The sequence below is a fragment of the Agrobacterium sp. S7/73 genome, assembly GCF_019355535.1.
GTDB lineage: Bacteria > Pseudomonadota > Alphaproteobacteria > Rhizobiales > Rhizobiaceae > Agrobacterium > Agrobacterium tumefaciens.
The window spans coordinates 367,188-393,194 of the sequence record NZ_CP072138.1 but is presented as its reverse complement, the minus strand read 5'-3'; the positions used below and the strand labels follow the sequence as shown (position 1 = coordinate 393,194).

Sequence of the window (26,007 nt, the reverse complement as noted above, 5' to 3'; positions counted from 1 at the left end):
GTTTGAGCGGCCGGTTGCAGTTATCATTCGGCATGAAGATGGCTTGCTCACTACCCCGGCTGAAGGGGTTTCGCTTTCCGCGTGAGATCGTCGCCTATGCGGTCTGGGCCTACCACCGCTTTGCCCTGAGCACGGCCGACGTGGAGGATCTGCTCGTCGAGCGCGGGGTGATCGTCAGCCGGGAAACTGTTCGGCTCTGGGTCAACCGCTTTGGTCGTCATTATGCCAATTGCATTCGTAGGGATCGACCAAAGGCTGGTGACAAGTGGCACATGGATGAGGCCGTCATTACGATTGGCGGCAGGAAGTTCTGGCTCTGGCGCGCCATCGATGCCAATGGCGATGTTCTCGATATCCTGGTTCAGGCTCGCCGCAACAGCAGGGCCGCCAGACGCTTCTTCTCCAGGCTGGTCAGGCAGTTTGGTCAGCCGCGCGTGGTCGTGACGGACAAACTGGGCAGCTACGTGGTTCCGATCCAGGTCATCGCTCCGGATGCCGATCACCGGGCGCACAAGGGGCTGAACAACCGAATTGAAAATTCCCACCGGCAGACCCGAAAACGCGAGAAGATCATGGGTCGGTTCAAGTCGACACGACAGGCACAGCGCTTCCTGTCGGCCCACGATCAAATCAACACGATCTTTCGTCCCCGCCGCTACACTCTGACCGCCATTTCATACCGCCATGCGCGGGCTGATGCATTCAGCCTGTGGGCGCAGTATGCCGCTGAAATGACAATCTGAAACTGGCGACACGGCGTCGATCGCACCCAACGCTAAACAACTTGGCAATGCCATCTCGCCTCCGCCCGAACGTCATTCTTCCAGACGATCCACCAAACGCTTCATCAGATCCATTCGTTCGTGAAAAATCGCTACGATGAGGGCGGGCGCATCCTCTCGAGGCAGACAAAAGACGTAGTGATGCTGGCATCGCGCCATCCTTAACGCCGGATAAAGCGCACTCATATCCTTGAACGAACCTGTGCCCTCGGCAAGGGTTGCGATACCTCGCTCCAAATCCGAGACGTAGCGGCGTACCTGCGCAGCACCCCATTGCGTACGTGTGTAGCGTATTACCGAACGTAGATCTGATTCCGCTTCCGCGGTAAGAATATAGGCAGTCAAGCACGACCCTCGGAAATCTCCTCGTCAAGGATCTCACCTACGGTTTTAGTCGACAGTCTTCCGGCAAGCCCCTCATTGACGCGCATGTTCATCAAAGTCTTCAACTCCTCCCAGGCTCGCTCTGCGTCTGCGTCACCGGGGAAGAGGCGCTCAAGCGCATACTGCTTGATTGTCTTGCCTTGCAATGCTGCCAGCGCCTTCAGGCTTTGATGTTGTTGATCCGTTATGTCGATCGTCAATCGGCTCATCTAACGCACTCCTAAACTGAGAAAACCCACATTAACACATATGTAGTTTTGTAGCCACCGCTGATGCTTGCCTGATGTCGCTTGGAGGGCTTTGCTATTTCGGAGACTCTGATCCCCCTACCTTCCTCCGCTTGAGCACAATCCCTACCGATCAATGGACGTGTGCGTTTTAAGCTCTTGAAGGGATGCGAACCTTCGACCATTGAGACATATCAGCTAGGTGCCTGAAAACATGGGAAATTGCGCTGCGCGCTGAGTGAGGCAGTCAGGCGGGTCGCGACGATGAAAAGTTTGCGCATTATCTCGCGGTCGCAAGTCGACCTACAACAGCCAAGCGGAAACGCCATCTCGTTGACCGCAATATTGCGTCCCCGGAAGATGCGGGGGGGCAGTGATCTGTATACTGCACCGAGACACGCAAGAACTACGCGATCGCATTTTTGCGATGGTCTAACCAGCCGCTATCGGATCATCGATATCTTGGCTCTGGAAATGGTCGATCAAAAAGCGGGCGGCCGGTCCTGGAGGTGTGTCCGTTCTATAAACAGCCTGAAGGCGGTAAGGACCGCCCTTGCAGTCAGGAAGATCAAGCTGCACCAGACGCCCTGCCTCAATATCGTCTCTTACCATAGGTTCGGGCATGTTGCCCCAACCAATGCCTTCTTTTAGCAGCATGTGCTTGGCGCCGAGGTCAGCGAGCCGCCAGGTATGGTTCCCGACAACAGCGAACTCGTGTCCTTGGGTAAGAGGCGATCTGTCGGTCAGGACCAACTGGATATGTCCTCGGGCCGCGCCCGGTGGATGAGATCCCCCAGCTAAGGGATGATCCGGTGAAGCGACGGGGATGAGTTTGACAAAGCCCACACCGATGCGCTCGAGGCCCGCAATCTCAACATCAAGGGGGCCACTGATGCCGATCGCTGCCGTACGGTTGAGAACAATCTGGGTGACGGCACCCAAAGCTTCGACATAAAGCCGAAGGGAAACGCTCGGGAATTCCTTCCGAAACGCCTTCAGCGCATCCATCACGCGTGCCGCCGGTAGCATGACGTCAAGTGCCAGGTGCACCTCCGGCTCTACACCACGAAGCATACTTTTTACCTTGGCCCGAAGATTGTCTATGCCATGGGCCACGCTCTTGGCCTCGGCAAGGACCGTTCTTCCTTCCAAAGTTAGCTGCGGCTTCTTCGTCGAAAGCCGATCGAAGAGCGTGACCCCCAACTGCGCTTCTAGGTTGGCGATTGTGTAGCTGATCACAGAAGTAGCACGGTTGAGCTTCCTGGAAGCAGCCGCGAAGCTGCCTGTCTCTACAACTGTAATGAACACTTTGAGCTGATCCAGGGTCGGTTGGCCGGGGTCTGACATTTCTAATTCCTCGAACGTTTTCGCCGAAATTATCTGAGTTTTCCGAAACGTCCAGTGGGCCTACCTTCAATCCATCGAATTCAACCGCCGGAGCTGACAATGTCCTATTTGTCGAACGCTGACATCGAGCAGGTTATCCTGCCCTCGACCCGTGATCTCGGAGGCTTCTCCGTTCGCCGGGCGCTGCCTGCGGCCATGCGCCAAATGGTCGGGCCATTCATATTCCTCGACAGTTTCGGACCCGTGCGGTTCGGTGCTGGTGAGGGAATTGATACCCGCCCTCACCCACATATCGGCCTTTCAACACTCACTTACCTTCTCGAAGGTGAGCTGCTGCATCGGGACAGCGAAAGCTACGTCCAGTCGATCAGCCCCGGGGAAGTCAATCTGATGGTCGCCGGTTCCGGCATTGTCCACTCGGAGAGGACGCCGGACCATATTCGCAAGGACGGGGGAAAACTCACGGGCCTGCAGAGCTGGATCGCTCTTCCCAAACAATCGGAAGAGACTGCACCGCTCTTTCAGCACCTCGGCGCCCATGAACTGCCGACGATCAATGGTGAGGGCATCGATATGAAGCTTCTCGCCGGCACGCTGCACGGACGGCGCTCACCTGCCAGCACCTTCTCTGACCTCTTTTCTGCAGAAATCCAGCTTCAGGCTGGAGCACGCTACAGGATCGACGGTGAGCATATCGAGCGAGCGATCTTCGTCGTCAGCGGTACGATCGAGATCATCGGGCAGGACGGAACCTACGGCCCGGATCGTCTTATCGTGTTCAAGCCCGGCGCGGAGATCGTGGTGAAGGCGAACGAGCCAGCCCGGTTTCTCGCCTTCGGAGGCGAGCCGCTTCCTGAAAAGCGGTTCATCCGCTGGAATTTCGTGGCCACGGACCAGGAGCGCATTCGCCATGCGGCAAACCTGTGGCGCGAACGGCAATTTCCCGGCGTGCCGGGTGACGACGAATTTACTCCCCTACCAGACAACTTCAACTGAAACCCAATCAAGGAGAAATACTATGACGACCTATGCAATCATCGGTTCTGGTGCGATCGGCTCGGCACTTGCTGAGCGCTTCCACGCTGCAGGAGTTGAAGCCGTTATCGCCAACACACGCGGTCCGGGCTCGCTTCAATCTTTTACCGACAAGTTCGGCAGCACGGTGAAGGCTGTCGAACTCGATCAGGCTCTTCAATCCGACGTTGTTATTCTGGCCGTGCCTTATGACGCTGTACCGGAAGTCGCCAGCAAAAATGCAGCCTGGGATGGCCGTACCATCGTCGACGCGACGAACGCTATTGACTTTCCTGCTTTCAAACCACGTGACCTTGGTGACCGGCTGTCTTCGGAAATCGTCTCCGATCTCTTCCCTGGCGCTCAGCTCGTGAAAGCGTTCAACACTCTCCCGGCCGCCGTATTGGCTGCCAATCCGGTAAAAGCGGGCGGAAAGCGCGTTCTCTTTCTGTCGGGTAATTTTCCAGAGGCCAGCAAGAAGGTAGCAGACCTGATCGCTCGTCTGGGCTTTGCGCCGTCTGACCTTGGCACCTTCAAAACCTCCGGTTCAATTCAACATTTTGGGCAGGCGCTGGTCGCGCTCAACCTGCTGAAGGACTGAGACGCCAAATCGATCGATAAAATCGAACGTAATGCGCCAAATTATACAGGTTCTATTGAATGATGAAAAAGCAGATGTTGTCTCCATCGAATTCAGCCATCCCAACGGAGCAAAGCAAATGACCAAGGTACTCGTCCTCTACTACTCGTCGTACGGCCACATCGAGACGATGGCAGGCTCGATCGCAGAAGGCGCGCGAAGCGCCGGCGCCGAAGTGACAATCAAGCGTGTCCCGGAAACTGTTCCGCTCGAAATCGCCGAAAAGGCTCACTTCAAGATCAACCAGGAAGCCCCCATCGCGACAGTGGCCGAACTGGCGGATTATGATGCAATCATCGTCGGCACCGGCACCCGCTTCGGCCGGATGTCGTCGCAGATCGCGGCGTTCCTCGATCAGGCCGGTGGCCTGTGGGCTCGTGGCGCTCTGAACGGCAAGGTGGGCGCAGCGTTCGCATCGACCGGCACCCAGCACGGCGGGCAGGAGACCACCCTGTTCTCGATCATCACCAACCTCATGCACTTTGGCATGATCATCGTCGGCCTCCCCTACAGCCATCAGGGACAGATGAGCAGTGAAGAAATTGTCGGCGGCGCCCCTTATGGGGCAACGACAGTTGCCGGTGGCGACGGGTCGCGCCAGCCTTCGCAGATCGATCTCGCCGGTGCCTTTCATCAGGGCGAGATCGTCGCCCGCACTGCAGCTGCTCTTGTCGCTGCGCGCAACTAAACCCGCCTGAATCAATCTTAAAATTCAGCTCCAACCAGACCAGCCGATTGCGATCGGCTGGCAAGGAGAAGTCATGTCCTCGCTTTTCTCAAACAAGGTCGTCGCGGTTACCGGTGCAGGCTCTGGGATCGGTCGGGCGATAGCACTTGAGCTCGCTCGCGACGGCGCGACAGTGCATCTGGCTGATCGCGATGCCGAGGGTCTCACCCAAACGGCAGAGCTCATCCGCGCCGAAGATGGCCGGGCGTTCACAACCGAGCTCGATGTCGCGAGCGAGCTTCAAGTTGTCGGATGGATCGAACAGATCGATGCCGCATCCGGTCGGCTCGACGCGGCCTTCAACAATGCCGGGATAACCGGCCCTGCAAAGCGGATTGAAGATTACCCATTGGAAGACTTTCAGCGGGTCATCGCAGTCAATCTCCAGAGTGTCTTTCTCGGGATGAAGTACCAGATCCCGCTGATCAGGCGCAGTGGTGGTGGATCTATCGTGAACACGGCTTCCGTCGCCGCTTTGACGGGACCGGGAGGCATGAGTGCCTATGCTGCTTCCAAGCACGGGGTGCAGGGCCTGACCCGGGTCGTCGCGATGGAGAATGCAGCGCACGGCATCCGCGTCAACGCGATCGCGCCTGGCTGGACTGAAACGCCCATGGTCGCAGCAAACAGCCGGCAGAACCCGGCTTTTGCGGCACTCGCCCAGAACGCCATTCCTGCCAAACGCGGCGGCAAGCCGGAGGAAATCGCGGCCGCGGCAATCTGGCTTGCCTCCGACGCCGCCTCCTATGTCACCGGACACATGCTGACCGTCGACGGCGGCATGACCATCGGTGGTTTTGAACTCTGACAGCGAACCTCGAAAGGAAAATCCCATGTCAGACCAACCTGAAGCATTGAAAGCAATCGTCCGCCGCAACGCGCTCGAGGTGCAGTCCGGCGGCAACTTCGAGCTTTTCGACGAGCTTTTCGCCGACGATTTTCTGGACCACACACCGCAGCCAGGCGGCACGCCAGATAAGCAAGGAGCCCGTCGTCTTTACCACGCGTTGCGCGAAGCCTTCCCGGACTTCCACGCCGAAATTCACTGGCAAGCGGTCGACGGCGACATCGTGACGACTTTCAAGACCTATCACGGCACGCATCAGGGCATCGTCCTTGGGATCGCGCCAACGGGCCGCCAGATCAAATTCGAAACCGTCGACGCCATGCGCATTCGCGACGGCAAGATCGCCGAACATTGGGGTGTTGCCAATCTCTACTTCCTTCTGCAGCAGCTAGACGCCCTGCCTCCTTCGGCGCCGAAAATCCCTGAAGTTTAAGGACGAATGTCATGACCAAAACTAACATCCTCGATGGCAAAGTCGTCATCGTAACCGGTGCATCAAGCGGCATTGGCCGTGCGATCGCCATCCGTGCTGCCGAACACGGCGCCAAAGCAGTTATCGTCTCTGACGTTGTCGAGGCACCCCGGGAAGGCGGCGAACCCACTGCTTTGGAGATCCGAAAGCTCGGAGCCCAGTCGATGTTCGTCAAAGCAGACGTCAGCCGCAAGGCTGACAACGACGCCTTGGTGGCAGCTGCTGAAGAATTCGGCGGCGTCGATGTCATGGTCGCAAATGCAGGTATTACAATGAAGACAGACGGCGCAGAGGTTCCCGAAGACGATTATCGGCGGCTGATGTCTGTCAATCTCGATGGGCCGCTGTTCGGCGCTCAGGCTGCTGCCCGCCAGATGAAGGCGCTGAACAAGCAGGGCAGCATTGTCCTCATGGCAAGTATGGGTGGCATCTCCGGGGCCGGCATCACGGTTGCTTATTCGACGAGCAAAGGCGGTGTTGTGCTGATGGCCAAATCATTGGCCGATGCTCTTGGCCCCGACGGTATCCGCGTCAATGCAGTCGCACCCGGCACCATCGACACAGAACTTCTTCGCACCAGCCCCGGCATCGCACAGGCCTCCGAGGGCTTTCGCCAGAGGACGCCGCTTCGCCGGCTTGGCAAACCGGCAGAAGTCGGAGATGCTGTCGCCTTCCTTGGCTCGGACCTGTCGAGCTATGTGTCAGGCACTGCGCTCCTGGTGGACGGCGGACTGCTCTCCGTTATCTGATTTCTCGACCCTCCAGTCGGACCCGCGCCCTCAAAAAGCGCGGGTTTTTCTTTACCTTCATCGTTCGATTTTTTCGACGATAATCGGCGACATTATCCAGCTTTTTCGTTCGATCGGATGATGGCAATTTCTCCTCAAGACGCAACCACGGTGGCTACGCCCCAAACTTAAGGAGAACGTCCATGTCTTATTCCGAAGCAATCGCCCAGCGCGTTGAAACTCTCTCCCATTCGGCCCTCATCAACGGCGTCACGCCTCTCACCGGCCGTGTCCTGCTGGCGGCAATCTTCCTTCTGTCCGGTATCAGTAAGATCTCTGATCCAGCTGGGACGATCGGCTATATCAATATGGTCGGCCTGCCCTTCCCGCCGCTGTCCTACGGTGCAGCGGTCGTGACTGAGCTCCTGGGCAGCATTGCCCTGATCCTCGGTTTCCAGACCCGCATCGTCGCTCTGATCCTTGCCCTGTTTAGCGTTGCCACGGCACTGACGTTCCACAACAACCTCAGCGACCTGAACCAGTTTATCCACTTCTTCAAGAACATCGCGATGGCCGGCGGCCTGCTCCAGGTCGTGGCGTTCGGCGCAGGCCGTTTCAGCCTCGACGCCCGCCGCTAAGCGAAGCATCCGATCAAAAGAAAAGCCCGGACGATGGTCCGGGCTTCTCGTGTTTTTACTTGCCCCATTCCGGGCCGCCATCGGTGCAGGTCTGGCCCCCATCGACAGGCAAGACAATTCCCGTGATCCAGGCCGCTTCATCACTGGCAAGAAAAGCAACCGCCGAGGCAATCTCTTCAGGTTGGCCTGCCCGTCGCAACGGGATCCGGTCCCACGCCTTTTCGAGAAGCGCGTCATCATCCATGATGGCATCCACCATCCCCGTAACAGTAAGTCCGGGCGCCACTGTATTGGCTCTGACACCGAACTTGCCGAGGTCACAGGCGGCTGAGCGGGTTAGGTTCGCAACCCCACCCTTTGCAGCATTATAGGCCGCATGGCTCCAGCCGCCACCAAGGGATGAGACGGAGCCGATGTTGACGATCGAACCCTTGGTCTCCTTCAGATGCGGGACCGCTGCACGGCTCATGTAGAAGACACCGGAGAGGTCAGAGGCAATGCACTCGTCCCAATCCTGATCGCTCGTCTCTTCGATGGTGCCGACGAGATTCATGCCGGCGGCATTGACGACAGTGTCGATCCGGCCGAAGCGCTCCACGGTCGCGGCAACAAGGGCGTCGCAGTCCGGCCGTGAAGAAACATTCGCGACAAAGGTGCCACCGCGGCCGGCCGGCATCTTGGAGGCACGTTCCGACAACCGCTTCTCCGTCCTGCCGGAGATCATCACGGACGCTCCTTCTTCAAGAAGCCGGTTGGCAATGGCGGCGCCGATACCGGAACCACCGCCCGTGACGATAGCTACCTTTCCATCAAATCGCTTTGACATGACACACTCCTTCATTCTCCGTGGCGAAGGCCGCGGCAGTGTTGGTTTCGTGTTTGGGTCTGACTGGATTGGTTCAGTTTGTCGGGAAGTCGGCGGAACGAGACAAAGCTTCCCAGGCGAAGACGTTTGCCTTGAGATCGTCAGCCTTCTTCAGTGCTGCGTCCACGGCATCATTGCCGAGCGGAAGATGGTGCGGAGGCTGGTCAGCCAGCACGGCTTCCCGGATCGCCTTTGCTGCGCGCGCGGGGTCACCGGCCTGCTTTCCGACCGATGCGTGGTAAGCACGACGTGCCTCGCCCGCTGTCGCCTCATAATCTTCAATGGACGCGGAGACCTCGTTCGACGATCCTGCCCACTCCGTCCGGAACGCGCTTGGCTCGACGGTCAAGACGTTGATCCCGAGTGGGGCGACTTCTTGTCGGAGCGTATCCGACAGGCCTTCCACGGCAAATTTGGTGGCGCAGTAGTAGCCCACGCCTGTGTAGCCGACCAGGCCGCCGATTGATGTCAGATTGACGATTGTACCACCGCGGCGGGCTCGCATATGCGGAAGCACAGAATGGATCGTATTGGCGACACCAAAGAAATTGACATCAAACAGGCGGCGGGCGTCGGCTTCGGCGGTTTCTTCAATAGCACCGAAGAAACCGATCCCGGCGTTATTGATCAGAACGTCGATGCGTCCGAAGTGCGCTTCTGCAGCGTCAACAACCTTTTGGCACTGATCCCGATCGATGACGTCGAGCGGGAGGATCAGGGCATCGCCCTTCTGCTCAAGATCCGCGATTTTGTCAGTCTTGCGAGCCGTCACCACGACCTTTTCACCGGCTTCCAGCAGGTGTTCTGCGATGTAGCGACCGAAGCCTGTAGAGCATCCGGTTACGAGCCAGACTTCAGGGTTTTGCGTGCTCATTTCATATACTCCTTTCTGTTTCAGGCCTGCGGGGACCGTTGCTGGTAGCCGCAGATTTCCACGTCTTCGACGCACAGGTCCGGGACCTTCGCCATGAAGGCCTCGACGTAAGGTGTGCTCATATGCAGTTTGAAGTCGGAGGCGTGCCGCCAGTCTTCGAGCACCATCCACACGTCGGGAACGTCACTGGACTGGTGGATCTCGTAACGGAGGCAGCCTTCCTCGTTTCGGGACGGAGCGACGAGCCGAAGCAGTTCGTCACCCAGATCTCCTGAGCGGCCCGGCTTAGCAGTGAAGTAGGCCACATTGGTGAGGTCAGCCATTTCAGGTCTCCTTGTTCAGTAAAGCCGATGCGGTTTATCAGACGCCGTTGATCGCAATGATCCGCGATCCGGCCGCCGCCTGACGTTGAGCCGCAAGCGGTGCATATTCCGGCGATGCGAAGAGCTCACGGATCGCGTGCCTGTCCGGAAATTCGATGATGAGCATATTGGTGGCCGTCCAGCCTTCCAGCTCTAGAGGGCTTTCATCGATGGCTATGAGCTTGCCGCCGGCTCTGGCGACGAGCGGCAATGCCTTAGACCTGTAATCTTCGATAGACTTCATGTCGTGGATGTCGAGATCGACGACGAGATAAGCAGTCATGGTTTTCTTCCTTTCGTAATGGGTTGCTGGTGTATTTTGGGCCCGGCGCCTCTCACGGGAGATGGCGCCATTTGACCATCCGATCTCGAAGATCGAGTGTGCCGCCGTCGACGGTGAACGTGCCGTCGCCGCGGTGATGCATCATTCGACGCTCTTTTCGGGTCTCATTGATCCATATCCTCGTCGCCTCGAGGATGAAGAGGTTGTAAGGATCCGAGAGCCTGGTATCGACGACCCGGCATTCTATGTTGGCCAGGCAGTCTGAGAGGAGCGGGGCTGATACGTCCTTGGCAGGTCGCGTTTTGAGACCATACCTCTGGAATTTATCCACCCGATCGCCTGAACAGTTGCCGACGTCGACAAGGGTTTCAGCAAGATCGAGACCGGGCACAGCGATGACACATTCTCCGGTTTTTCGGATAGCCTGATAGCTGTGATCCCAGGGCCCGATGACACAACCGATCAGCGGCGGGTCATGCTGGATCATCATATGGAAGCCCATTGTCATCACATTGGGCTTGCCGTTATCGCTCGTTGAGACCATGACGATCGGGCCAGGTTCCAGAACGCGATATGCTTGAGATGCGGGTAATTCCTTCATGACAATCTCCCTTGAGAGGTCCCTGCATCTAGGCAGGGACCCTTCAGGGCCGGTCTGTTACCAACCCTGTTCTACTGGCAGAACGAACAGCTCGGCGACGTCCACATGAGCCGGGGCTTGGGCGGCGAAGACGATGGTGTCGCCGATATCCTCGCCCTGGAGGAAGGTCATCTGGCTCGCCAGCTCGTCCATCTGCTTGCGGTAGCCCGGATCGGTGATGTGGTCGTAGAGCTCGGTGGCAACGGCGCCCGGCTGGATGCAGGTCACGCGGATGCCGTGTTTCTGGCCGACTTCCATACGCAGGCCATCCGAGAAAGCCGTTACCGCATGTTTCGTGGCGCAGTAGACCGACAGACCCTTGAAGACCTTGCGACCAGCGATTGAGGACATGTTGAAGACATGGCCCGAATGCTGCTTGATCATCTGTGGCAAAACGGCGGCCGTCGTGTTGAGCAGGCCCTTGACGTTCACGTCCACCATCCGTTGCCACTCGTCAACCTTGAACTGATCGATATCGGAAAGCGGCATAAGACCGGCATTGTTGACGAGGATGTCGATCGAACCATAGGCATCGATCAGCTTCTTCACGCCCGCATCGATCGAGGTCGTGTCAACCACGTCCATCTTGATGACAAGGGCTTCGCCACCCTTGGCTTCGATCTGTTTCTTGAGATCTTCGAGCTTGTCGGTGCGCCGTGCAGCGATACCGACCTTGGCACCGGCTTCAGCAAGCTTTGCAGCGGTCGCAGCGCCAATTCCACTCGATGCGCCGGTGACCAGTGCGATCTTTCCGTTGAGGTTGGTCATTGTCTTCACTCCTTGTCTGAAGCCCACCACCGCGGTGGGCGTTTCGTTTTGACAAGGAGGAATTTAAGCCGATCGTCGGCGCCCTTCTCACGGGCTCTTGCTCGACCTGTCGCGATCTTGCTCGAAACTGTGAGAGGTTAAAAACCAGCCTCGGCGATAGTGACTGGGGCGGCAGGCCATTTTCGCAACGGGCTAGCTGGACCAACTGAAAGTCTTCGTCGATTTCGACGTAAACAAGAATGTGGCCGCAGCCACGCGCGCTATTGCGTTTGCTGAGCCGATCAAAATATCTGGAAGGAGCCCCATCATCCGTTTCCCGAAATTTAGGCATGTTTAGGGAGACGAGACACACTACAGGTGAGGCCACGCGTCCGGAGCTGATAATGCTGATGCGAGCGTGCCAACGGCGCTCAATGGAGCGGAAACTCTCTTTCAGCCGACGGCGTGATGGGGATTATCAAGCGTGTAAAGCATTTGCGCGCCTTCTACGCCCTTGAGTGCGAACCGGCCTACGCATGAGAGACGCTGACGATCACGCCCCTCTATACAGTCTGCAAAGTTGGAAGAAGTAAGCAGGTTTACATCCAATGACCGACACATCGAGACGATGCGGCTTACCTCGTTTACGGCGGGACCTATCACGGTGAAATCGAGTCGATCCTCGCTTCCGATATTCCCGTAAAAAACATCACCGATGTGTAGTCCGAGACAGACTTCCGTAGTGGGGCGGCCTTCCGATGTTCTCCTGCTATTAAGGGTTTCAAGCCGCAGGCGAAGAAGCTTTTCGGCTTTCAACGCGGCGTCACAGGCATCGATTTGTCGATCCCCTCTGAAAATTGCCAGGACGCCATCACCGATTAATTTCAGCACCGTCCCGCCAGCCTCATGGACGGCCGAGATCACCGCGTCGCTGTAATCATTCAGGAGAGGAATGATCTCTTCAGGCGCTACTGTAGCAGAAATTCTTGTATAATTTGCTAGGTCCGAGAACCACAGGGCTGCGGATATACGTTCTGCCGAACCACGGTTGATTTTACCTTCAAAGACTTTCCGTGCCGCGTCGTGCCCGAGATAGACCTCGGCAATCGTCCTCGCAATCCGCGCAAGCGCAGTGCTTTTGATTGCCAAAGCCAGAACCGGCAGAAGCTTGCGAAGGTTCTGAAGATCGAGATCAGAAAAGCCGGCGGAATCACGTGTGGCGAAGTGCGAGAAAAAGCAGTCCATCTCGCCGATGGTTCCCTGTTTTTCAAACCTATGGATAAAGGCAACGAAGTCAGTGTGACCAGAACGACGCATATCATCCAGCGTTGCGAAGTCGGCCGGATCGCCTAGTCCGATACGACGTCGGATTTCAGAATCCTCTCCTGCCCACAGATCATAGAAAGCTGAGCGTTTCCAATTTTCCAACGCGTCTCCGGAACTACTGGGACCGTACTCGAATTCTGTTTCCACCACTTGCTGACTATCCCATCGAAAGGCGCGCCCCTCGTGGACCGGGTGAAGCGTGTCAATAAGAGCAAGACTGCGGTCAAGTGGTAAACCGGCGTCGCGACATGCTGCACAAAAGCCACCGAGCAACACGGACTCGCTTGCTCCTCGAAGCCCTTGGTGAGCTACCCAGGCGGAAATCCTCTCTATGTCTTCGTCAGTCATGCCTCTGGAAACTTTCGCGAGCCGTTGTGCCTCACTGTGCGCACTAAAGTTAACGAAAACAAGGCGCTTTGGCTTTCGGCCGCCCCAATCGACCAAAGCCGTCGTTCATCCCGTATTTTGCTTTTCCGGATCCGATCATTCGAACCGCGAACGCTATTGCGATTTTGCTCGGGCTGGCCGAACTTTATCCTCGCCGGTAGTGACTTGGCGGCAGGCCGGTTTCTCGACGGAACACCTGAGCGAAATGGCTAGGGCTGGAATAGCCGACGGACATGCCGATTTCGATAATGCTGGTATCCGTCTCCTGCAGAAGCAGCCGGGCCTTTTCCACGCGCTGGCGAATGAAGTAGCGCGACGGTGAAAGGCCGGTGGCTTTCTTGAACAGGCGGCTGAAATGAAATTCGCTCATCCCCACTGTCTCGGCGAGTTGGGCCAGATGGAACGGTTCGGCCAGATGCTCTTCCAGATGCGCGACCGCACGTCGAAGCTTGAACCCGGGAAGCGCGTTCTGCCTGTCCTCGGCAACTTCACCAGATGCATAGTTCCGGATCAGATGAACAGCGAGGCTTTGCGTAAGGCCCTGGATGAACAGCTGGCTTCCCATTCCTTCTGCCGTCAGTTCCTGATGAACCAGCGCGAGGAGGTGAGACAGTTGCTTGTCCTTGCCGCCGGAAACGTCGCTTAGTACCGGTGGAGCCACGCAACCCAGCACATCGTAGGCAACAAGCTCGAACAGCGGTACGGAAAGATAAAGATGCATTACCTGGAAAGGTGCATCACCGATCGCGCGCCAGCGCATTTCATAGGGTGTGGGAGAGCGGGTCAGGAAAAAATCACCGACCGTAACCGTATTGGCGACCCAGTCCCCGTCAAGATCACGTTCCTCAACCACCGCTTCTCCTGAAATCACCCAGACGATCAGGGGTTCGGCAACAGCGGGAACAAGAAAGGGCTCCTGCTTGTTGAGACGAGAATAGACCTGCACGAACATGTCGCTCCACGCGGGACTATCGCCACTAACGAGCGTGCGACCGGCTATATACTGCTCAAGCCCGAGCGGGGACGTCCGCTCGGGCCTAGCAATAACCTTTCCCATTTCGGGCATGAATGCCCCTCGATAAGTGGGTTTTCCAGTCACGGCCGGGGCAGAGCGTATATCGTTTTGACGGGATTGTTCTACGGTTTCCAATGCGGTCCCTCCCTAAAAACGGGGCTAGCTGTTTAAGGTTGCCAAAGACTTCAACGGGACTTTTGTCGGCTCACATGTCGCACACAACCATCCCCTCCAATGATACAATGCAGCATTTGGTTTCGTCAGACAGGAATATAAAGATGGTCTCATCCGACACTTTGAGGCAAAAAAACCCCCGTTAACGACGAACGTGACTGCTTCACCGTCGAACATGTTTCGCTTGAGCAAACATCGCGGACTACGATCGCGGCGATGATGTAACGGAGCGAAAAACGCATCACGCCGGCAATGGACATGTGCCGTCGTGATCGCGTCTCGTTTACGTCCTGCGATAGAGAACCATGCCGGCATGGTACAGGACATCATCGACAAAGTCGCCGTCGGCCGTAAAACCGGTATCGTCCCAGTACTCGATGTGATCCCAGGACACCTCGTATCGTCCTTGATATGCACTTTCGCGTCGGCCACGCGCCTCGTCGTAGCGGCCATTCGGGAGCAACTGGTGGCGGATGCGGCGGTCTGCGGTCTCCCACATGCCAACATAAGGGTGCAAAGGCGTTGCGGTCGTCATTGTGCCGCCTCCGTCTTGCCCAGGAAAGACTGAATGGTTTCGGGCTCAACGACCCAAGCGTAGTTCAGTTCATGGCGGATTTTCCATTTGCCAGCGGTGCATTCCCACCCTAGCTGCGAGCGCCCATCAAAAGCGATCACCTTGCCGTCGAGACGATCGATGCGGCCGACGAAACCAAGCGTCGTCGAAGCGACCGTGTCGCCGACGATCGCATCATGACCGCCGGTCAGGCCGTGGCGAACAGATCGGGCAGCGTTCTGCAACTCCTCCCAGTTGGCGCCATAGCGAGCCGAGTTGTCAAAGAGCTGTGTGCTGCCTGGGGCGAAATTGTCGTAGAAAACCCCTTTGGTGTCTTCCAGGTTGTAATACCGGTTCAGCTTCTCTGCGAATACGAATTTGCCGTCGCCTTCATGGCGTTCCCAACCCTTCATGATCCAATCGGCATGAAGCGCAAGCGGAGCGTCGGCGCCTTCCCGAGGGCAGGAGCTGTCCTGTGCAGCGACGGGTCCGGCGCAGATCCCAAGTGCCAGAGCTGCTGCGAGTGTGATCTTGTTGTTTGTCATTGGAATCTCTCCTTCGATGATCGGTTGTGCTTGTTTGTCAGCTGCCGGTTTGACCGGTCGGCTATGGGCAAAAGGTAGACAAATTCGATTGTCGCTTGTATACCCTCGTCGCTAACTGTTTTGGTTAGCAGGATGCGACAATGACAATCGATCTAAACTTGGTGCCGATGTTTCTGGCCGTCGCCGAGGAGGGGAATTTCAGGGCGGCCGCAGATCGCCTTGGCGTGACACGCTCGGCGGTTAGCCAGGCGATCAGACGGCTCGAGGATATTTGCGGCATCGCGCTTGTCAGCCGCACGACGCGCAGTGTGCGGCTGACAGAGGCGGGCAATCGCTTCCGTGAAAAGCTGTCTCAGCCAATGGCCGATGTGAAATCGGCATTCGAGGATGTCGCAGGCGACGCAAGGCCTAGCGGCTTGCTGCGGATCGCGGTTACGTCGATTGCGGAACAATTTCTGTCAGGGCCGCTGATCGCGTCCTTCGCGCAAGCACATCCGGGCGTCACGATCGATGTCACGGTGACCGACGACGTCTTCGACATCGTAGCAGCCGGCTACGATGCGGGGGTTCGGTTAGGTGATGTGATAGAGCAGGATATGGTTGCAGTGCCACTCACAAAAGAAGAGAGAGAAGTGGTAGTCGCGACTCCGGGATATTTCGATGTTCATGGAACGCCCCGCCACCCCCGGGACCTCGTACATCATCGCTGTATCGGCTGGCGTCCGTCTCCAAGTGCTGCGCCGTATCGATGGGAGTTCGAGGAAGATGGCATACCTTTCGACGTTGGGGTCGAGCCGCAAATCACCACCAACGATCTGCATCTGATGGTTCGTACCGCGCTCGCAGGCGGCGGTATTACGTTCGCATTGGAGGAGACGTTCCGCCGATACATCGATCGCGGCGAGTTGATCACGGCGTTGAACGCCTATTTGCCCCCCTTTCCCGGGTTCTTCCTTTATTTTCCCAATCGCCGCAATATGGCGCCCAAGCTGCGTGCGCTCATAGAGCATGTCCGCGCACATAGATCGACACAGCCCTAGCTTTCCGCGGCGAAAACTGGCTGGGTGCGCCGTGTCTCGCACCCATAGATGGTTCTGCTTTCCCGTCCGCTCGACCTGAACCACGTACGGTGGATACGGGCCGGTCGGACTTGTAGAGAACAACCTTTGGCGCTGCGGAAGACGAGGCTATTTCGAGCCTCGTCAGGCCATCGCTTAACCGGACGGTCAATCTTAATCCTAGGAATAGTTGACCGGGAGCCAGTCATAATTGGTGCTATCTGTACGCACGTGGCCGACCCCGGGAAACGCAATATGGGCGCCCGCCACCAGATATTTACCGTCCACCGCCTGTTTGAATGCAAGGTCGCGGGCAGCAACGGCGGCTTTCTGATCGATATCGAATTCTATGGCGATGCCGGGCTCATCGAACTGCAGGATATCGCCATGGGTGATGTCGCCCCAGAAGACGATCTTCTGGCCTTCGCTTTCCAGCGTGATGGCGCTGTGACCCGGCGTATGTCCCGCATAAAGAATCGAGCCCAGACCCGGGACGGGTGCTTGGTTATCTCCGAAGGTTTCAAATTTTCCAGCTCGCACGTAAGGCGTCACGCACTGGTCTGCCTCGCCAAAATGCTGCTTGACGATGCCGGTCGCCGTTTTGGCGTTTTCCGGGCTCAGCCAGAATTTCGCCTCCCGCTCATTGACCCGTAATGTGGCGTTAGGGAAAGTGCGTTTGCCTTCGCTCATCAACCCACCGGAATGATCGGTATGAATATGGGTGAGGATGACATCGTCAATGTCACCTACCTTGTATCCGGAAGCCTCGATGTTGGACACGAGCTTGCCGAGCGATGGGCCCAAATAGGTACCGGTGCCTGCGTCGATCAGCACCAGTCTTTCGCCGGTGTTGACCAGGAATGCGTTGACGGAAGTTGGTACGATTTCCGGCAGAAAAGCATCATTCAGAGCGCCCTGCGCGTGTTCTTCGCTAGTGTTGGTGTAGAGCTTGGCAAGCGGCAGGGCAACTGTGCCGTCCGACAGGGCTGTGACCTCTACGGAGCCGATCTTCAGCCGGTAGAAACCCGGTGCCTGAACAGCGGCAAAAGGTGCCTTGGCGAAGACGATTGATGGCGCGACAAAGGGCGCTGCGACGAAGCCAGTCAGAGCGTTTTTGAGAATGGAACGACGAGATGGCATGGGTTTGCTCCTTACGTTGTGGTGCGGAACGGCTTGCAAGTTCCTGCCCATCAGCTAAGGATGCGCTAGTCAACAATCAAATCGATACAACTCATGCAGGTCATCGATCATTTCAATCTTCGTTCCTTCGACCTCAATCTTCTCGTCGCCTTCGATGCGATGATGGAAGAGATGAGTGTAACGCGTGCAGCACAACGATTGAAAATCCAGCAGCCCGCCATGAGCCATAACATCGCCACCCTGCGCACGCTGTTTCAGGATGAGCTGTTCATCCGTGTCGGGCAGGTGATGAAGCCGACGGCGCGGGCGCTAAATTTGTCTGGCCCGGTGCGGCAGGCTCTGCGACAGGCGCAAGCGGCGATGTTGATGGCGGATGCCTTCGATCCGGCGACCGAACGTCGAACATTCCGGCTGGGGCTTTCCAGCGAGGTGGAACTGTTGCTGCTGCCCGATCTGACAGCGCGGTTGCGGGATATCGCCCCGGGTATTCGTATTCTGGCCCGAGGTGGCGATGCGGCAGAAGTCGATGGGATGATGGATGCGGGCGTCATCGATCTGTCTGTAGGGTGCAGTTACCTGCCGGACTCACGGCACCATTGCGAACCGCTTTATCAATCCAGCGTATTGTGCTGTTTCAATCCGCAATTGATAACGCTTACCAACCCGGTGAGCATGGATGCCTATTTGGCCGCACAACATGCGGTGATCTCGCAGACCGACAGCCTGCATGGCTGCGTCAAGGATGCGCTGGAGCATGCGGGGGCAGAACTGGACGTAGTGGCGGCGGCTCCGGATTTCATGTCGATATTGGCGACGGCGCGTTCATCTGCCGTGATTGCAACCGTATCGTCACGCATTGCACTTCGTTACGGACCGCTGCTGGGACTTGATGTAAGCCCTGTGCCGCTCGCGCTGTCTTTTCCACCCGTATCCATGGTGTGGCCGCTTCAGATGGACAGCGATCTCGGTTGCGCGTGGTTGCGGCAGCAGATCCGTGAAGCGATGCTAAGAACAAATGGGAGCAACGCCGCGGATGTTACGGTGTGACGGGCGTGGCGATCAGCATGTGTCTGAAGTCCTAACACCTTGAAAGGATATGAACCAGCGACCCTGCTGATCAATTTTCCTCGGTTGGGAGATTGTCTTACCAAAGCAATTTCTTGGCAAGATTTGAATGAGATCGACCAGCCTCTTCATCTCATCGCGCCAGCTAGCGTTACTGATTGAAGCGCCGTGCGGAGATTAAGCACGATAAAATCCGCATAATTGCGGAGATCAAACTTGCTATTCTCCGCATCCAATATCCCTCTTGTTCCCAATTTGGGAATGCGGTAGACAAAGATTATGCAGATCATCGCCAAGTCTACATTGAGACAATTCTGGAGCTTCACACTCACGCCGAGACGCCCCTAAAAACGTGGCACGCGATGGTCAGCAAAGCCGAATGGATGACGCCGGCCGATGTGAAGGCAACATTTGGCGCGACGGTAGATTTCGTTTCCGACAGTCGCATCATTTTCGACATATCGGGCAACAAATACCGGCTCATTGTCCACGTCGCCTACCCCTACAAACGAGTACTGATCAAGTTCATTGGCACTCACAAGGAATATGACCAGATTAACCCGGAGACAGTGTAATGGACAACATCCGCGCCATCAGAAACGATGATGACCTCGCATGGGCCATTGCAGAGGTCAGCCAGTATTTCGACAACCCGCCCGATCCTTTCAGTACCGATGGTATGCGCTTCGATGTCCTTTCCGATCTCATCGAAGCGTACGAAAACAAGCACTACCCCATCGATGCACCCGAGCCGATTGAACTTATCAAGGCCCACATGGAGCTGACAGGACGCAGCCAGAGTGACCTCGCGACGCTGTTCGCTTCTCGTTCTCGTGCATCCGAAGTGCTGAACAAAAAGCGTGCTCTGACTGTCGAAATGATTCACCGGCTGCACAAGGAATGGGGAATTCCTGCCGATTGCCTCGTTGAGCCTTATCATCTTGACGGTCCGGAACTGAAGTACGCCTGACGACTGCCAGCGTCATTCCAGAATTCCAGCTAACGCCCGGAGACCAGTCATGATGGCATTGCCAAGTTGTTTAGCGTTGGGTGCGATCGACGCCGTGTCGCCAGTTTCAGATTGTCATTTCAGCGGCATACTGCGCCCACAGGCTGAATGCATCAGCCCGCGCATGGCGGTATGAAATGGCGGTCAGAGTGTAGCGGCGGGGACGAAAGATCGTGTTGATTTGATCGTGGGCCGACAGGAAGCGCTGTGCCTGTCGTGTCGACTTGAACCGACCCATGATCTTCTCGCGTTTTCGGGTCTGCCGGTGGGAATTTTCAATTCGGTTGTTCAGCCCCTTGTGCGCCCGGTGATCGGCATCCGGAGCGATGGCCTGGTTCAGGCTCGCCGCAACAGCAGGGCCGCCAGACGCTTCTTCTCCAGGCTGGTCAGGCAGTTTGGTCAGCCGCGCGTGGTCGTGACGCTAACGCCTTCCGGCGAAGGAAGGGCGGCTCTCGAACAGGACTACGCCCGCATGCTGGAAGACGGTCTTCTTCTCGATAAGGCCGAGACATTCGAAGAACTCCTCGCTCGATGCGCGAAAATCCAAGACAAGGCCAATGCCGTTGGCTGAGAAAAGCGTCCATGATCGCGCGAAGCCAATTGAGATGACAATTCGCGCGATGGCCGACCCGTGATTTTCAATCGCTACACCACCTATCGGCCCGGCCTTTTCGTCCGTCTGCTTCCTTCCGGCAGGTGGAAGCTCCGGCTACCCTTCTGCTCTCGCCAGCCTTCGGTACCATTTGCTCAGTTTGCTGCTCGATACAGGGTAGCAATCGCCAATCTGCTCGTTCTCTGTTAAATAATTAAGATGAGGCAGTGCGGAGAACCGCACTGCCTTTCACAGGATTTAGAACGTCCGCTGAAGGCGAACAAAACCCGTAACCTGATCGCCAGCGCCGCTGTCGATACCTTCGTCGCCATCGACGTCTTGGTAGTTAACAGTAACCTTGGTAGCGAGGCCCTGCGTGATCTGGTAATCTACCGTCACACCAGCGCGCCATGCGTCGCGGTCACCAACGAAGTCGTTGTCAGCGCCGATATCCACCGTACCGAAGTACTGAGCGCCGGGGGTGATGGTCAGCTTGTCCGTTGCCTTGATGGCGTATTCAGCAGCAACCGTCCACTCGGACTCTTCGTAGTAAGAGTTCGCACCGGAAGCCCATGCGCCGGAAAGGCCGAACGTACCCGGCCCAATGTCAGCCGTAACGATTGCGCGGATTGCACCATTTTCATAATCAGTGTCGTAGCTGCCGAGCAGGTTTGCGGTAACTACGCCAAACTTGGCACCAATGATACCGCTGATACCGACATTGTTCGAATTTTCAAGGAAACCGCCCTTGGCAATGCCGAGGTTTGTTTCATCGTCACGCTCGGTTTCCAGCTCTTCCACCGAGATACCAGCATAGAAGGAGCCAGCATCGTAGGTGTAGCGCAGAGCGTTGCCGCGGGTTGAGTTCGAAGACAGGATATCGGTTTCGCCTGAGAGGTCATCATCCCACCACGTGAAGGTATAACCAACTCTCAAGCCGCTCAGTTCGATGAAAGCTTGATTAACCCTGACGCTGCGCTCGCTGTCATTGTCCGCATCGCCACGCAATTCAATGAAACCGCGCAGGGCGCCGAGCTCGGTGTCGGTACGAGTGTCAATATGGAACTGAGCGCGCGTGAAAGAATCCCAGTCAGACGTGCCGGATTCGTTACGACCGAAGTCGGTCTGGAAACGGATGTAACCGCCGAACTTCAGGCAGGTTTCGGTGCCAGGGATGTAGAAGAAGCCGGTGCCGAAAGCGTCGCAAACGCGAACGTATTCCAAGGGCTCAGGCTCGGCAGCGACGATAGCGTCAGCGGCCTGTGCGCCGGATACTGCTGCGAGAGCCGCAGCAGAGCCGATCAGTAGGCTCTTTATGTTCATAATGTTGTCCCTTCCATAGTTAAATCAATCATCACACGAACACCTGTAGATGCACCTCGCCAACTCACATACAATCCGACTGTTTGTAAATTAAAATGCGTCGCGATACGAAAAACAATCACGGGAACTGGGCTATGTGTTGCTCCAACGCCACGGCTTAGAACTTCACCAAGGTCGTTTACAAACAATCCGAACGTATGTATTTTGGCCAGACGCTTGTATCGTGAGCGGCAGTTGTGTGATCTCCAGTCAGCACTGCGGGGGCGCATGTTGTACTTTAAAGCAACGCGCCCCCATCTGACCGATAATTTTCATCCCAGCACTACTTTGGGAGATTAATTCTGCATTAACGATGATTTGGGGATCTTGAGCACTTTCATCGGGGTGCGCGAGATGGCGGAGTTGGATGTTGCGCTGGCGAACTGGCTTAAGCCATTCGTTGAGAAGCTTGGTCACAAGAAGCGGCGACAGATGTGCCCGGTCTACAATTCGGGGATGATAGGTCCGGGTGATCGCAAGAGTATCCGGTCGATGGCAGAACGCTTTGGGCCCGAACGCTACGGCCGCCTGCATCATTTCATTTCGGATGGCATTTGGAATGCCGGTCCTCTTGAGACGGAATTGGCTGTTCAGGCCGACAAGAACGTCGGGGCTCGAGACGCCTTTCTGATGATCGGTGACACAGGCCTGCCGAAGAAGGGCGACCATTCCGTTGGGGTCGCGCCGCAAGGTTTGCATGACCTTGGGTGGAAACCGTAGTGGCGCGCCAGGTCGATAAGGGCGCAATTGTAAACGATGGCGTCCGTCTGGCCTTCACCGAAGGCGGTTCTTCATCCGCTCGTAGAGCACTTCTCTTGGAGTGCCGCCAACAGCCTCGAAAACCGAGATAGGCAACACAGGACTGTCGGCACAGCCGCTCAATCGTTAGAGCGAACGCTACGCCCTCGAGGGCGTCGACCTCAGCTTGTCGACGATGGCCGATCAGGTCGTAGCATGTGCCATTACCAGTATCGAATGCTGGACGTCCCCGCTATCGGTTCTAGCAAACAGGGGGTGAAACCGATGCGGCCATGTCCAAACCGTTGACCGCATCGCCCACCCAACCGCCAGGGCTGCCTTGTCAGTCATGATACCTTGCAGACGGCGAGCGAAGCGCGCTCGTATGTCTGACGAAAGGGATCACTTTTCCGCAGAATGGCGACACAGAACATTCTGTGATCTTACGAAGTTTTCTTTTTTAGAGATACTCCCATCCCCACCACAGACAGACCGGCGATCATCAATGTGATAAGAAGAGTGTTATCAGGCCCCAAGTGCCCGCTAGTGACGGCCTCTGCGATACTCGCAACCGAAATAATCATTGAACAAATTCCCCCAGCCAAAAGCCACGCCCTACCCTCTGGAAAATGGGTTTGAATACCGATTACAATCAGTAGCACCGCAGATGCAACGAGACCGAGATAGAACATTGCCGTTCCGACAGGCACGTCGCTGGATAAACCCGTCTGTACCTGTATGCCCAGAAGAACCTGGACGATGCCGAAGAAGGTCCAGTCCAAGAATATGGCCGGCCGGCTCAATCTCAGCATAATGATGCAAATGATAAGCCCGCCAAACATCGAAGCCGTTCCCGGCATGTAGCCAGACAGTCCTGATGCCGATGAGAAAAAACCAAGAATCGCGAAGTCGACCGTGACAACTCCAAGCGCCATGATTCTCCTCCAGTCCCCATTGCCGTCAAAACGGTTCTGCCGCGCTCGGCGCATTCTTAATAGAAGTCGCCCCATTGGTCCAAAGTCCGGCGCCGTCGAGCGCGATGAAGAAGTTTTCGGGGAGGAACTCTTGGGCTCGTGGTCCTTGGGTTTTGCCATTTTTATTCTTCCCGTTTTTCCCAAAAATAAAAATTCCACAAACCAACTTTTACATACCATCCGTCCGTATGTCAAAGGTAATGCTCCTTCGGAGAGCGGAGACTATTGTCGGGTGTTCTTGGCGATTTGACACCGGGCCTCATATTCTAATAGGTAAGAGAACGCACCAAAAGGGAATGGCATGAAGCGGACAAAAGAAGAGGCGGCTGAAACAAAACGGCAAATACTTCATGCAGCCGAAACGCTTTTTCTTGAGCGCGGATTTGAAAACGTCACTCTGGATGAAATCGCAACCGCCGTTGGCACGAGCCGGGGTGCAGTTCATTGGCATTTTTGCAACAAGCAGGGCCTGCTTTTCGCCCTTCGGGAAGAGTCACAACTTCCGTTGCGGGACCTTGCCGACGCCCTCGAAAACGAGGTTGAGGGCCAGCCGCTCGACATGCTCGGTGACGTGATCTCGGCGATCCTGCTTGACATGCACTCTGATGAGCGGCGACGCGGATTAACACGTTTGATGCTACATCTGGACATTTCTGTCGACTGTCCGGTAGCGAAAGAAGATCGAGATTCCTACAAGGCCATCGAAAGAATCTTCATCAAAGCCAACAAGATAAAGCGACTGACCCCGCCTTGGACGCCAAAAACTGCTGCGTCTGCGGTTACGGCTGTCGTCCTTGGGGTAGTCGAAGAATGGGCCTTGGAGCGAAGTGAATTTCCCCTTGTTCCTTATGGCCAGGATCTTGTCAAAATCGCTATAAAAGGTTTCCAGGCCTAGCCAAACGTGGTCCATTTTTATCGAGATACACAAAGCTGCGATCGAGGACCCGGTTGTAGGAGCGCTCCAGTTTTCGAGCACGCAGCGTCCTGAAACGGCCAGCTTCATATCCAACCCGGCACTCAAGCTGAGTGTCCATTCCAATGTGTTGGACGATCAGGCGCGTCGGACCGACCCACCCCCCACGGCGCTCCACCGTCGGTGGAAGCCGAACGAGGCGTTCTCGACGTCCCCCATGTTGCCTTGAGAAAAAACACTTGCAACAGACTCAAATCCGCTGTTTACATTTATACGGTATGTTTATTTAATTCGAGTTTTCATGCAAAATTGGTGGGTGAGCCTGGAGTGTGTGCGTTCAACATCCGACCAAAATCATTGCGGAGCTTTGCCAGCTACCACTGGCTCTGCGCTTGAGAATGCGTGTAACTCGAGCGAAAAAGGTTCCAAATGAAGTTCAAACACGCGAAAAACTTTGGACAGCGGCTGGTTTTTGCCGCTCCTCTCACCCTGGTTCCCTTGCTTGCGATAGCACAGCAATCTCCGCTCCCGGCGGTGACAGTGACCGTTGTTAAAACAACCGATTATACGCTCACGACCCGTCTTCCCGGCCGCATCAAAGCCTCGACCGAAGCAGAGGTACGCCCGCAGGTATCCGGCATCATACGCGAACGCCTTTTTGAGGAAGGCGTTTTGGTGAAAAAGGGCCAGGCCCTCTACAAGATCGATGACGATAACTATGTCAGCGCGACAGAATCGGCACGAGCGGCGCTGGCCGAAGCGCAAGCAAACTTCGATCTGGCCGTCATCGACGCCAGACGAGCTGCCGAACTTTTCGCAAACCGGAGTGGCACGGCTTCCAATCGAGACAGTACCGCAGCTCAGCAGAGTAGAGCAGACGCTGCGCTTCAGCGTGCCCGCGCACAACTAACGACCGCCGAACTGGATCTCAACAGAACGACGATCAGGGCGCCGATCGACGGAATCATCGGCTTTTCGGAGACTACCCCTGGCGCATTGGTCGCGGCACAACAAGCAACGGCTCTGGCAACGATCAGGACCATTGACCCCGTCAACGTCGACGTCACGCAATCTGCGACGGATTTGCTCAGGTGGAAATCGAAAGGTGGAGCCAACGGACTTGAGAAGTCCGCCACGGCTTCTTTGATCCTGCCCGACGGCTCCCGCTATCCGCTGAAGGGAAATCTAACCGCGGCCGAACCGAGAGTGGAGCCCACCACAGGCATGGTAACGCTCCGTATTAGCTTTGAGAACCCAGACCGACTTTTGCTTCCAGGTCTTTATGTCGAAGTGGAGCTGCCTCAGGCGAAAGCTGACGGTGCGATCCTCGTCCCGCAAAGCTCGGTCATGAGAAACACCAAGGGAGAACCTTATGCGTGGGTGGTGAAAGACTCGAAAGTTGAACAGAGAGCGCTTTCAATCTTCACTGCTGACGGCAATCAGCTCGTCATAACGGATGGTCTGGCAGCAGGTGACGCAGTGGTTACGTCTGGCTTCCAGAAGGCAACCCCGGGCGCAGAGGTTACCGTTGTTGACGACAGCGCCAAAACAGCCGCGCAAGCCAACGAAAGCAAGTAGT

Annotated in this window: 29 protein-coding genes and 4 pseudogenes; 16 read left to right on the top strand and 17 right to left on the bottom strand. The window is 56.4% G+C overall.

Features of this window, described 5'->3' with window-relative positions; all coding sequences use genetic code 11:
- Positions 1–32 precede the first annotated feature (32 nt).
- Positions 33–743, top strand: coding sequence for an IS6 family transposase (locus J5276_RS26535; RefSeq protein ID WP_209159923.1), 711 nt, complete (start codon positions 33–35; stop codon positions 741–743).
- Positions 744–815: 72 nt separating this feature from the next.
- Here J5276_RS26535 and J5276_RS26530 read toward each other — a convergent pair whose 3' ends face one another.
- The 3 genes from J5276_RS26530 to J5276_RS26520 form a co-directional block, all read right to left on the bottom strand.
- The gene (locus J5276_RS26530; RefSeq protein ID WP_112651813.1) at positions 816–1,127 is read right to left on the bottom strand and encodes a type II toxin-antitoxin system RelE/ParE family toxin; all 312 of its coding nucleotides are present in this window, start codon (positions 1,125–1,127) and stop codon (positions 816–818) included.
- Positions 1,124–1,375, bottom strand: a complete 252-nt coding sequence (locus tag J5276_RS26525) for an antitoxin (protein WP_112495537.1) — start codon at positions 1,373–1,375, stop codon at positions 1,124–1,126. The genes J5276_RS26530 and J5276_RS26525 overlap by 4 nt, the downstream gene beginning before the upstream one ends.
- A gap of 450 nt (positions 1,376–1,825) precedes the next feature.
- Entirely contained in the window at positions 1,826–2,740 is a 915-nt protein-coding gene (locus tag J5276_RS26520) for a LysR family transcriptional regulator (protein WP_174066492.1), read from the bottom strand.
- Positions 2,741–2,839: 99 nt separating this feature from the next.
- Between J5276_RS26520 and J5276_RS26515 the strand changes: the two genes are divergently transcribed.
- The 7 genes from J5276_RS26515 (at position 2,840) to J5276_RS26485 (ending at position 7,806) form a co-directional block, all read left to right on the top strand.
- On the top strand, positions 2,840–3,736 hold the full coding sequence (locus J5276_RS26515; RefSeq protein ID WP_174066491.1) for a pirin family protein: 897 nt from the start codon (positions 2,840–2,842) through the stop codon (positions 3,734–3,736).
- 22 nt (positions 3,737–3,758) lie between these two features.
- Complete coding sequence (locus J5276_RS26510) at positions 3,759–4,355, top strand: NADPH-dependent F420 reductase (protein WP_236759715.1); 597 nt, start codon at positions 3,759–3,761, stop codon at positions 4,353–4,355.
- A 118-nt stretch (positions 4,356–4,473) separates the two neighbouring features.
- Positions 4,474–5,082: an NAD(P)H:quinone oxidoreductase gene (gene wrbA / locus J5276_RS26505; RefSeq protein ID WP_209159912.1), complete on the top strand. Its 609-nt coding sequence runs from the start codon at positions 4,474–4,476 to the stop codon at positions 5,080–5,082.
- A 73-nt stretch (positions 5,083–5,155) separates the two neighbouring features.
- Positions 5,156–5,929, top strand: a complete 774-nt coding sequence (locus J5276_RS26500) for an SDR family NAD(P)-dependent oxidoreductase (protein ID WP_174066489.1) — start codon at positions 5,156–5,158, stop codon at positions 5,927–5,929.
- Positions 5,930–5,954: 25 nt separating this feature from the next.
- On the top strand, positions 5,955–6,401 hold the full coding sequence (locus J5276_RS26495; RefSeq protein WP_174066488.1) for an ester cyclase: 447 nt from the start codon (positions 5,955–5,957) through the stop codon (positions 6,399–6,401).
- 11 nt (positions 6,402–6,412) lie between these two features.
- Positions 6,413–7,189: an SDR family oxidoreductase gene (locus tag J5276_RS26490; protein WP_174066486.1), complete on the top strand. Its 777-nt coding sequence runs from the start codon at positions 6,413–6,415 to the stop codon at positions 7,187–7,189.
- Positions 7,190–7,371: 182 nt separating this feature from the next.
- Entirely contained in the window at positions 7,372–7,806 is a 435-nt protein-coding gene (locus J5276_RS26485; protein ID WP_112682971.1) for a DoxX family protein, read from the top strand.
- A gap of 55 nt (positions 7,807–7,861) precedes the next feature.
- On the opposite strand, the gene J5276_RS26480 is transcribed toward J5276_RS26485, so the two are convergent.
- The 10 genes from J5276_RS26480 to J5276_RS26435 form a co-directional block, all read right to left on the bottom strand.
- Entirely contained in the window at positions 7,862–8,632 is a 771-nt protein-coding gene (locus tag J5276_RS26480; RefSeq protein WP_174066484.1) for an SDR family NAD(P)-dependent oxidoreductase, read from the bottom strand.
- Positions 8,633–8,705: 73 nt separating this feature from the next.
- A complete protein-coding gene (locus J5276_RS26475; RefSeq protein ID WP_112651739.1) occupies positions 8,706–9,545 on the bottom strand; it encodes an oxidoreductase in 840 nt (279 codons plus the stop codon).
- Between the two features lie 20 nt (positions 9,546–9,565).
- Positions 9,566–9,868 (bottom strand): putative quinol monooxygenase, encoded by a 303-nt coding sequence (locus tag J5276_RS26470; RefSeq protein ID WP_112651737.1) that lies wholly within the window; start codon positions 9,866–9,868, stop codon positions 9,566–9,568.
- A gap of 37 nt (positions 9,869–9,905) precedes the next feature.
- Entirely contained in the window at positions 9,906–10,190 is a 285-nt protein-coding gene (locus tag J5276_RS26465; protein ID WP_112651735.1) for a DUF1330 domain-containing protein, read from the bottom strand.
- Positions 10,191–10,242: 52 nt separating this feature from the next.
- Positions 10,243–10,791 (bottom strand): flavin reductase family protein, encoded by a 549-nt coding sequence (locus J5276_RS26460; protein WP_003518746.1) that lies wholly within the window; start codon positions 10,789–10,791, stop codon positions 10,243–10,245.
- A gap of 57 nt (positions 10,792–10,848) precedes the next feature.
- A complete protein-coding gene (locus J5276_RS26455) occupies positions 10,849–11,598 on the bottom strand; it encodes an SDR family oxidoreductase (protein ID WP_112651733.1) in 750 nt (249 codons plus the stop codon).
- A gap of 432 nt (positions 11,599–12,030) precedes the next feature.
- Positions 12,031–13,251 carry an adenylate/guanylate cyclase domain-containing protein gene (locus tag J5276_RS26450; RefSeq protein WP_112651817.1) on the bottom strand — a complete coding sequence of 407 codons (1,221 nt, stop codon included), beginning with the start codon at positions 13,249–13,251 and terminating at the stop codon, positions 12,031–12,033.
- Positions 13,252–13,435: 184 nt separating this feature from the next.
- Positions 13,436–14,356, bottom strand: coding sequence for a helix-turn-helix domain-containing protein (locus J5276_RS26445; protein WP_174066483.1), 921 nt, complete (start codon positions 14,354–14,356; stop codon positions 13,436–13,438).
- Between the two features lie 406 nt (positions 14,357–14,762).
- Positions 14,763–15,014: an Atu4866 domain-containing protein gene (locus J5276_RS26440; RefSeq protein ID WP_174066481.1), complete on the bottom strand. Its 252-nt coding sequence runs from the start codon at positions 15,012–15,014 to the stop codon at positions 14,763–14,765.
- A complete protein-coding gene (locus tag J5276_RS26435) occupies positions 15,011–15,577 on the bottom strand; it encodes a hypothetical protein (protein ID WP_076845630.1) in 567 nt (188 codons plus the stop codon). The genes J5276_RS26440 and J5276_RS26435 overlap by 4 nt, the downstream gene beginning before the upstream one ends.
- A 140-nt stretch (positions 15,578–15,717) precedes the next feature.
- Here J5276_RS26435 and J5276_RS26430 point away from each other — a divergent pair, with 140 nt between their 5' ends.
- Positions 15,718–16,617 carry a LysR family transcriptional regulator gene (locus J5276_RS26430; protein WP_003518758.1) on the top strand — a complete coding sequence of 300 codons (900 nt, stop codon included), beginning with the start codon at positions 15,718–15,720 and terminating at the stop codon, positions 16,615–16,617.
- Between the two features lie 198 nt (positions 16,618–16,815).
- Here the strand turns inward: J5276_RS26430 and J5276_RS26425 are convergent, their stop codons facing one another.
- Complete coding sequence (locus J5276_RS26425) at positions 16,816–17,775, bottom strand: MBL fold metallo-hydrolase (RefSeq protein WP_112651729.1); 960 nt, start codon at positions 17,773–17,775, stop codon at positions 16,816–16,818.
- Positions 17,776–17,868: 93 nt separating this feature from the next.
- On the opposite strand from J5276_RS26425, the gene J5276_RS26420 reads away from it, so the two are divergent.
- The 3 genes and pseudogenes from J5276_RS26420 (at position 17,869) to J5276_RS26410 (ending at position 19,810) form a co-directional block, all read left to right on the top strand.
- Positions 17,869–18,822, top strand: coding sequence for a LysR family transcriptional regulator (locus J5276_RS26420; RefSeq protein WP_112651727.1), 954 nt, complete (start codon positions 17,869–17,871; stop codon positions 18,820–18,822).
- A 297-nt stretch (positions 18,823–19,119) separates the two neighbouring features.
- A pseudogene (locus J5276_RS26415) lies at positions 19,120–19,415 on the top strand (type II toxin-antitoxin system HigB family toxin).
- The gene (locus J5276_RS26410) at positions 19,415–19,810 is read left to right on the top strand and encodes a type II toxin-antitoxin system HigA family antitoxin (protein ID WP_065659406.1); all 396 of its coding nucleotides are present in this window, start codon (positions 19,415–19,417) and stop codon (positions 19,808–19,810) included. The pseudogene J5276_RS26415 and the gene J5276_RS26410 overlap by 1 nt, the downstream one beginning before the upstream one ends.
- Positions 19,811–19,916: 106 nt before the next feature.
- Here J5276_RS26410 and J5276_RS26405 read toward each other — a convergent pair.
- A pseudogene (locus tag J5276_RS26405) lies at positions 19,917–20,177 on the bottom strand (DDE-type integrase/transposase/recombinase); the annotation flags it as partial.
- Between J5276_RS26405 and J5276_RS30845 the strand changes: the two are divergent.
- Positions 20,175–20,420 (top strand): annotated as a pseudogene (locus tag J5276_RS30845) (hypothetical protein); the annotation flags it as partial. The pseudogenes J5276_RS26405 and J5276_RS30845 overlap by 3 nt on opposite strands.
- Positions 20,421–20,699: 279 nt before the next feature.
- Here the strand turns inward: J5276_RS30845 and J5276_RS26390 are convergent.
- Entirely contained in the window at positions 20,700–21,764 is a 1,065-nt protein-coding gene (locus J5276_RS26390; RefSeq protein ID WP_112651982.1) for a porin, read from the bottom strand.
- Positions 21,765–22,157: 393 nt separating this feature from the next.
- On the opposite strand from J5276_RS26390, the pseudogene J5276_RS26385 reads away from it, so the two are divergent.
- Positions 22,158–22,511, top strand: a pseudogene (locus J5276_RS26385) (transposase); the annotation flags it as partial.
- 473 nt (positions 22,512–22,984) lie between these two features.
- Here the strand turns inward: J5276_RS26385 and J5276_RS26375 are convergent.
- A complete protein-coding gene (locus J5276_RS26375; RefSeq protein ID WP_209159911.1) occupies positions 22,985–23,635 on the bottom strand; it encodes a hypothetical protein in 651 nt (216 codons plus the stop codon).
- Between the two features lie 181 nt (positions 23,636–23,816).
- Here J5276_RS26375 and J5276_RS26370 point away from each other — a divergent pair, with 181 nt between their 5' ends.
- Together J5276_RS26370 and J5276_RS26365 are read left to right on the top strand one after the other, a co-directional pair.
- Positions 23,817–24,410 carry a TetR family transcriptional regulator gene (locus J5276_RS26370; protein WP_112651974.1) on the top strand — a complete coding sequence of 198 codons (594 nt, stop codon included), beginning with the start codon at positions 23,817–23,819 and terminating at the stop codon, positions 24,408–24,410.
- A gap of 447 nt (positions 24,411–24,857) precedes the next feature.
- Entirely contained in the window at positions 24,858–26,006 is a 1,149-nt protein-coding gene (locus tag J5276_RS26365; protein WP_209159910.1) for an efflux RND transporter periplasmic adaptor subunit, read from the top strand.
- Position 26,007 lies beyond the last annotated feature (1 nt).

Coding starts and splice junctions, on each gene's coding strand:
- J5276_RS26445 (WP_174066483.1), bottom strand. CDS start 14,356: ATGCCCGAAATGGGAAAGGTTATTGCTAGGCCCGAGCGGACGTCCCCG.
- J5276_RS26475 (WP_112651739.1), bottom strand. CDS start 9,545: ATGAGCACGCAAAACCCTGAAGTCTGGCTCGTAACCGGATGCTCTACA.
- J5276_RS26480 (WP_174066484.1), bottom strand. CDS start 8,632: ATGTCAAAGCGATTTGATGGAAAGGTAGCTATCGTCACGGGCGGTGGT.
- J5276_RS26450 (WP_112651817.1), bottom strand. CDS start 13,251: ATGACTGACGAAGACATAGAGAGGATTTCCGCCTGGGTAGCTCACCAA.
- J5276_RS26375 (WP_209159911.1), bottom strand. CDS start 23,635: ATGGCAAAACCCAAGGACCACGAGCCCAAGAGTTCCTCCCCGAAAACT.
- J5276_RS26510 (WP_236759715.1), top strand. CDS start 3,759: ATGACGACCTATGCAATCATCGGTTCTGGTGCGATCGGCTCGGCACTT.
- J5276_RS26525 (WP_112495537.1), bottom strand. CDS start 1,375: ATGAGCCGATTGACGATCGACATAACGGATCAACAACATCAAAGCCTG.
- J5276_RS26535 (WP_209159923.1), top strand. CDS start 33: ATGAAGATGGCTTGCTCACTACCCCGGCTGAAGGGGTTTCGCTTTCCG.
- J5276_RS26460 (WP_003518746.1), bottom strand. CDS start 10,791: ATGAAGGAATTACCCGCATCTCAAGCATATCGCGTTCTGGAACCTGGC.
- J5276_RS26425 (WP_112651729.1), bottom strand. CDS start 17,775: ATGCCATCTCGTCGTTCCATTCTCAAAAACGCTCTGACTGGCTTCGTC.
- J5276_RS26420 (WP_112651727.1), top strand. CDS start 17,869: ATGCAGGTCATCGATCATTTCAATCTTCGTTCCTTCGACCTCAATCTT.
- J5276_RS26370 (WP_112651974.1), top strand. CDS start 23,817: ATGAAGCGGACAAAAGAAGAGGCGGCTGAAACAAAACGGCAAATACTT.
- J5276_RS26495 (WP_174066488.1), top strand. CDS start 5,955: ATGTCAGACCAACCTGAAGCATTGAAAGCAATCGTCCGCCGCAACGCG.
- J5276_RS26485 (WP_112682971.1), top strand. CDS start 7,372: ATGTCTTATTCCGAAGCAATCGCCCAGCGCGTTGAAACTCTCTCCCAT.
- J5276_RS26490 (WP_174066486.1), top strand. CDS start 6,413: ATGACCAAAACTAACATCCTCGATGGCAAAGTCGTCATCGTAACCGGT.
- J5276_RS26470 (WP_112651737.1), bottom strand. CDS start 9,868: ATGGCTGACCTCACCAATGTGGCCTACTTCACTGCTAAGCCGGGCCGC.
- J5276_RS26515 (WP_174066491.1), top strand. CDS start 2,840: ATGTCCTATTTGTCGAACGCTGACATCGAGCAGGTTATCCTGCCCTCG.
- wrbA (WP_209159912.1), top strand. CDS start 4,474: ATGACCAAGGTACTCGTCCTCTACTACTCGTCGTACGGCCACATCGAG.
- J5276_RS26440 (WP_174066481.1), bottom strand. CDS start 15,014: ATGACGACCGCAACGCCTTTGCACCCTTATGTTGGCATGTGGGAGACC.
- J5276_RS26465 (WP_112651735.1), bottom strand. CDS start 10,190: ATGACTGCTTATCTCGTCGTCGATCTCGACATCCACGACATGAAGTCT.
- J5276_RS26410 (WP_065659406.1), top strand. CDS start 19,415: ATGGACAACATCCGCGCCATCAGAAACGATGATGACCTCGCATGGGCC.
- J5276_RS26365 (WP_209159910.1), top strand. CDS start 24,858: ATGAAGTTCAAACACGCGAAAAACTTTGGACAGCGGCTGGTTTTTGCC.
- J5276_RS26390 (WP_112651982.1), bottom strand. CDS start 21,764: ATGAACATAAAGAGCCTACTGATCGGCTCTGCTGCGGCTCTCGCAGCA.
- J5276_RS26435 (WP_076845630.1), bottom strand. CDS start 15,577: ATGACAAACAACAAGATCACACTCGCAGCAGCTCTGGCACTTGGGATC.
- J5276_RS26520 (WP_174066492.1), bottom strand. CDS start 2,740: ATGTCAGACCCCGGCCAACCGACCCTGGATCAGCTCAAAGTGTTCATT.
- J5276_RS26455 (WP_112651733.1), bottom strand. CDS start 11,598: ATGACCAACCTCAACGGAAAGATCGCACTGGTCACCGGCGCATCGAGT.
- J5276_RS26500 (WP_174066489.1), top strand. CDS start 5,156: ATGTCCTCGCTTTTCTCAAACAAGGTCGTCGCGGTTACCGGTGCAGGC.
- J5276_RS26430 (WP_003518758.1), top strand. CDS start 15,718: ATGACAATCGATCTAAACTTGGTGCCGATGTTTCTGGCCGTCGCCGAG.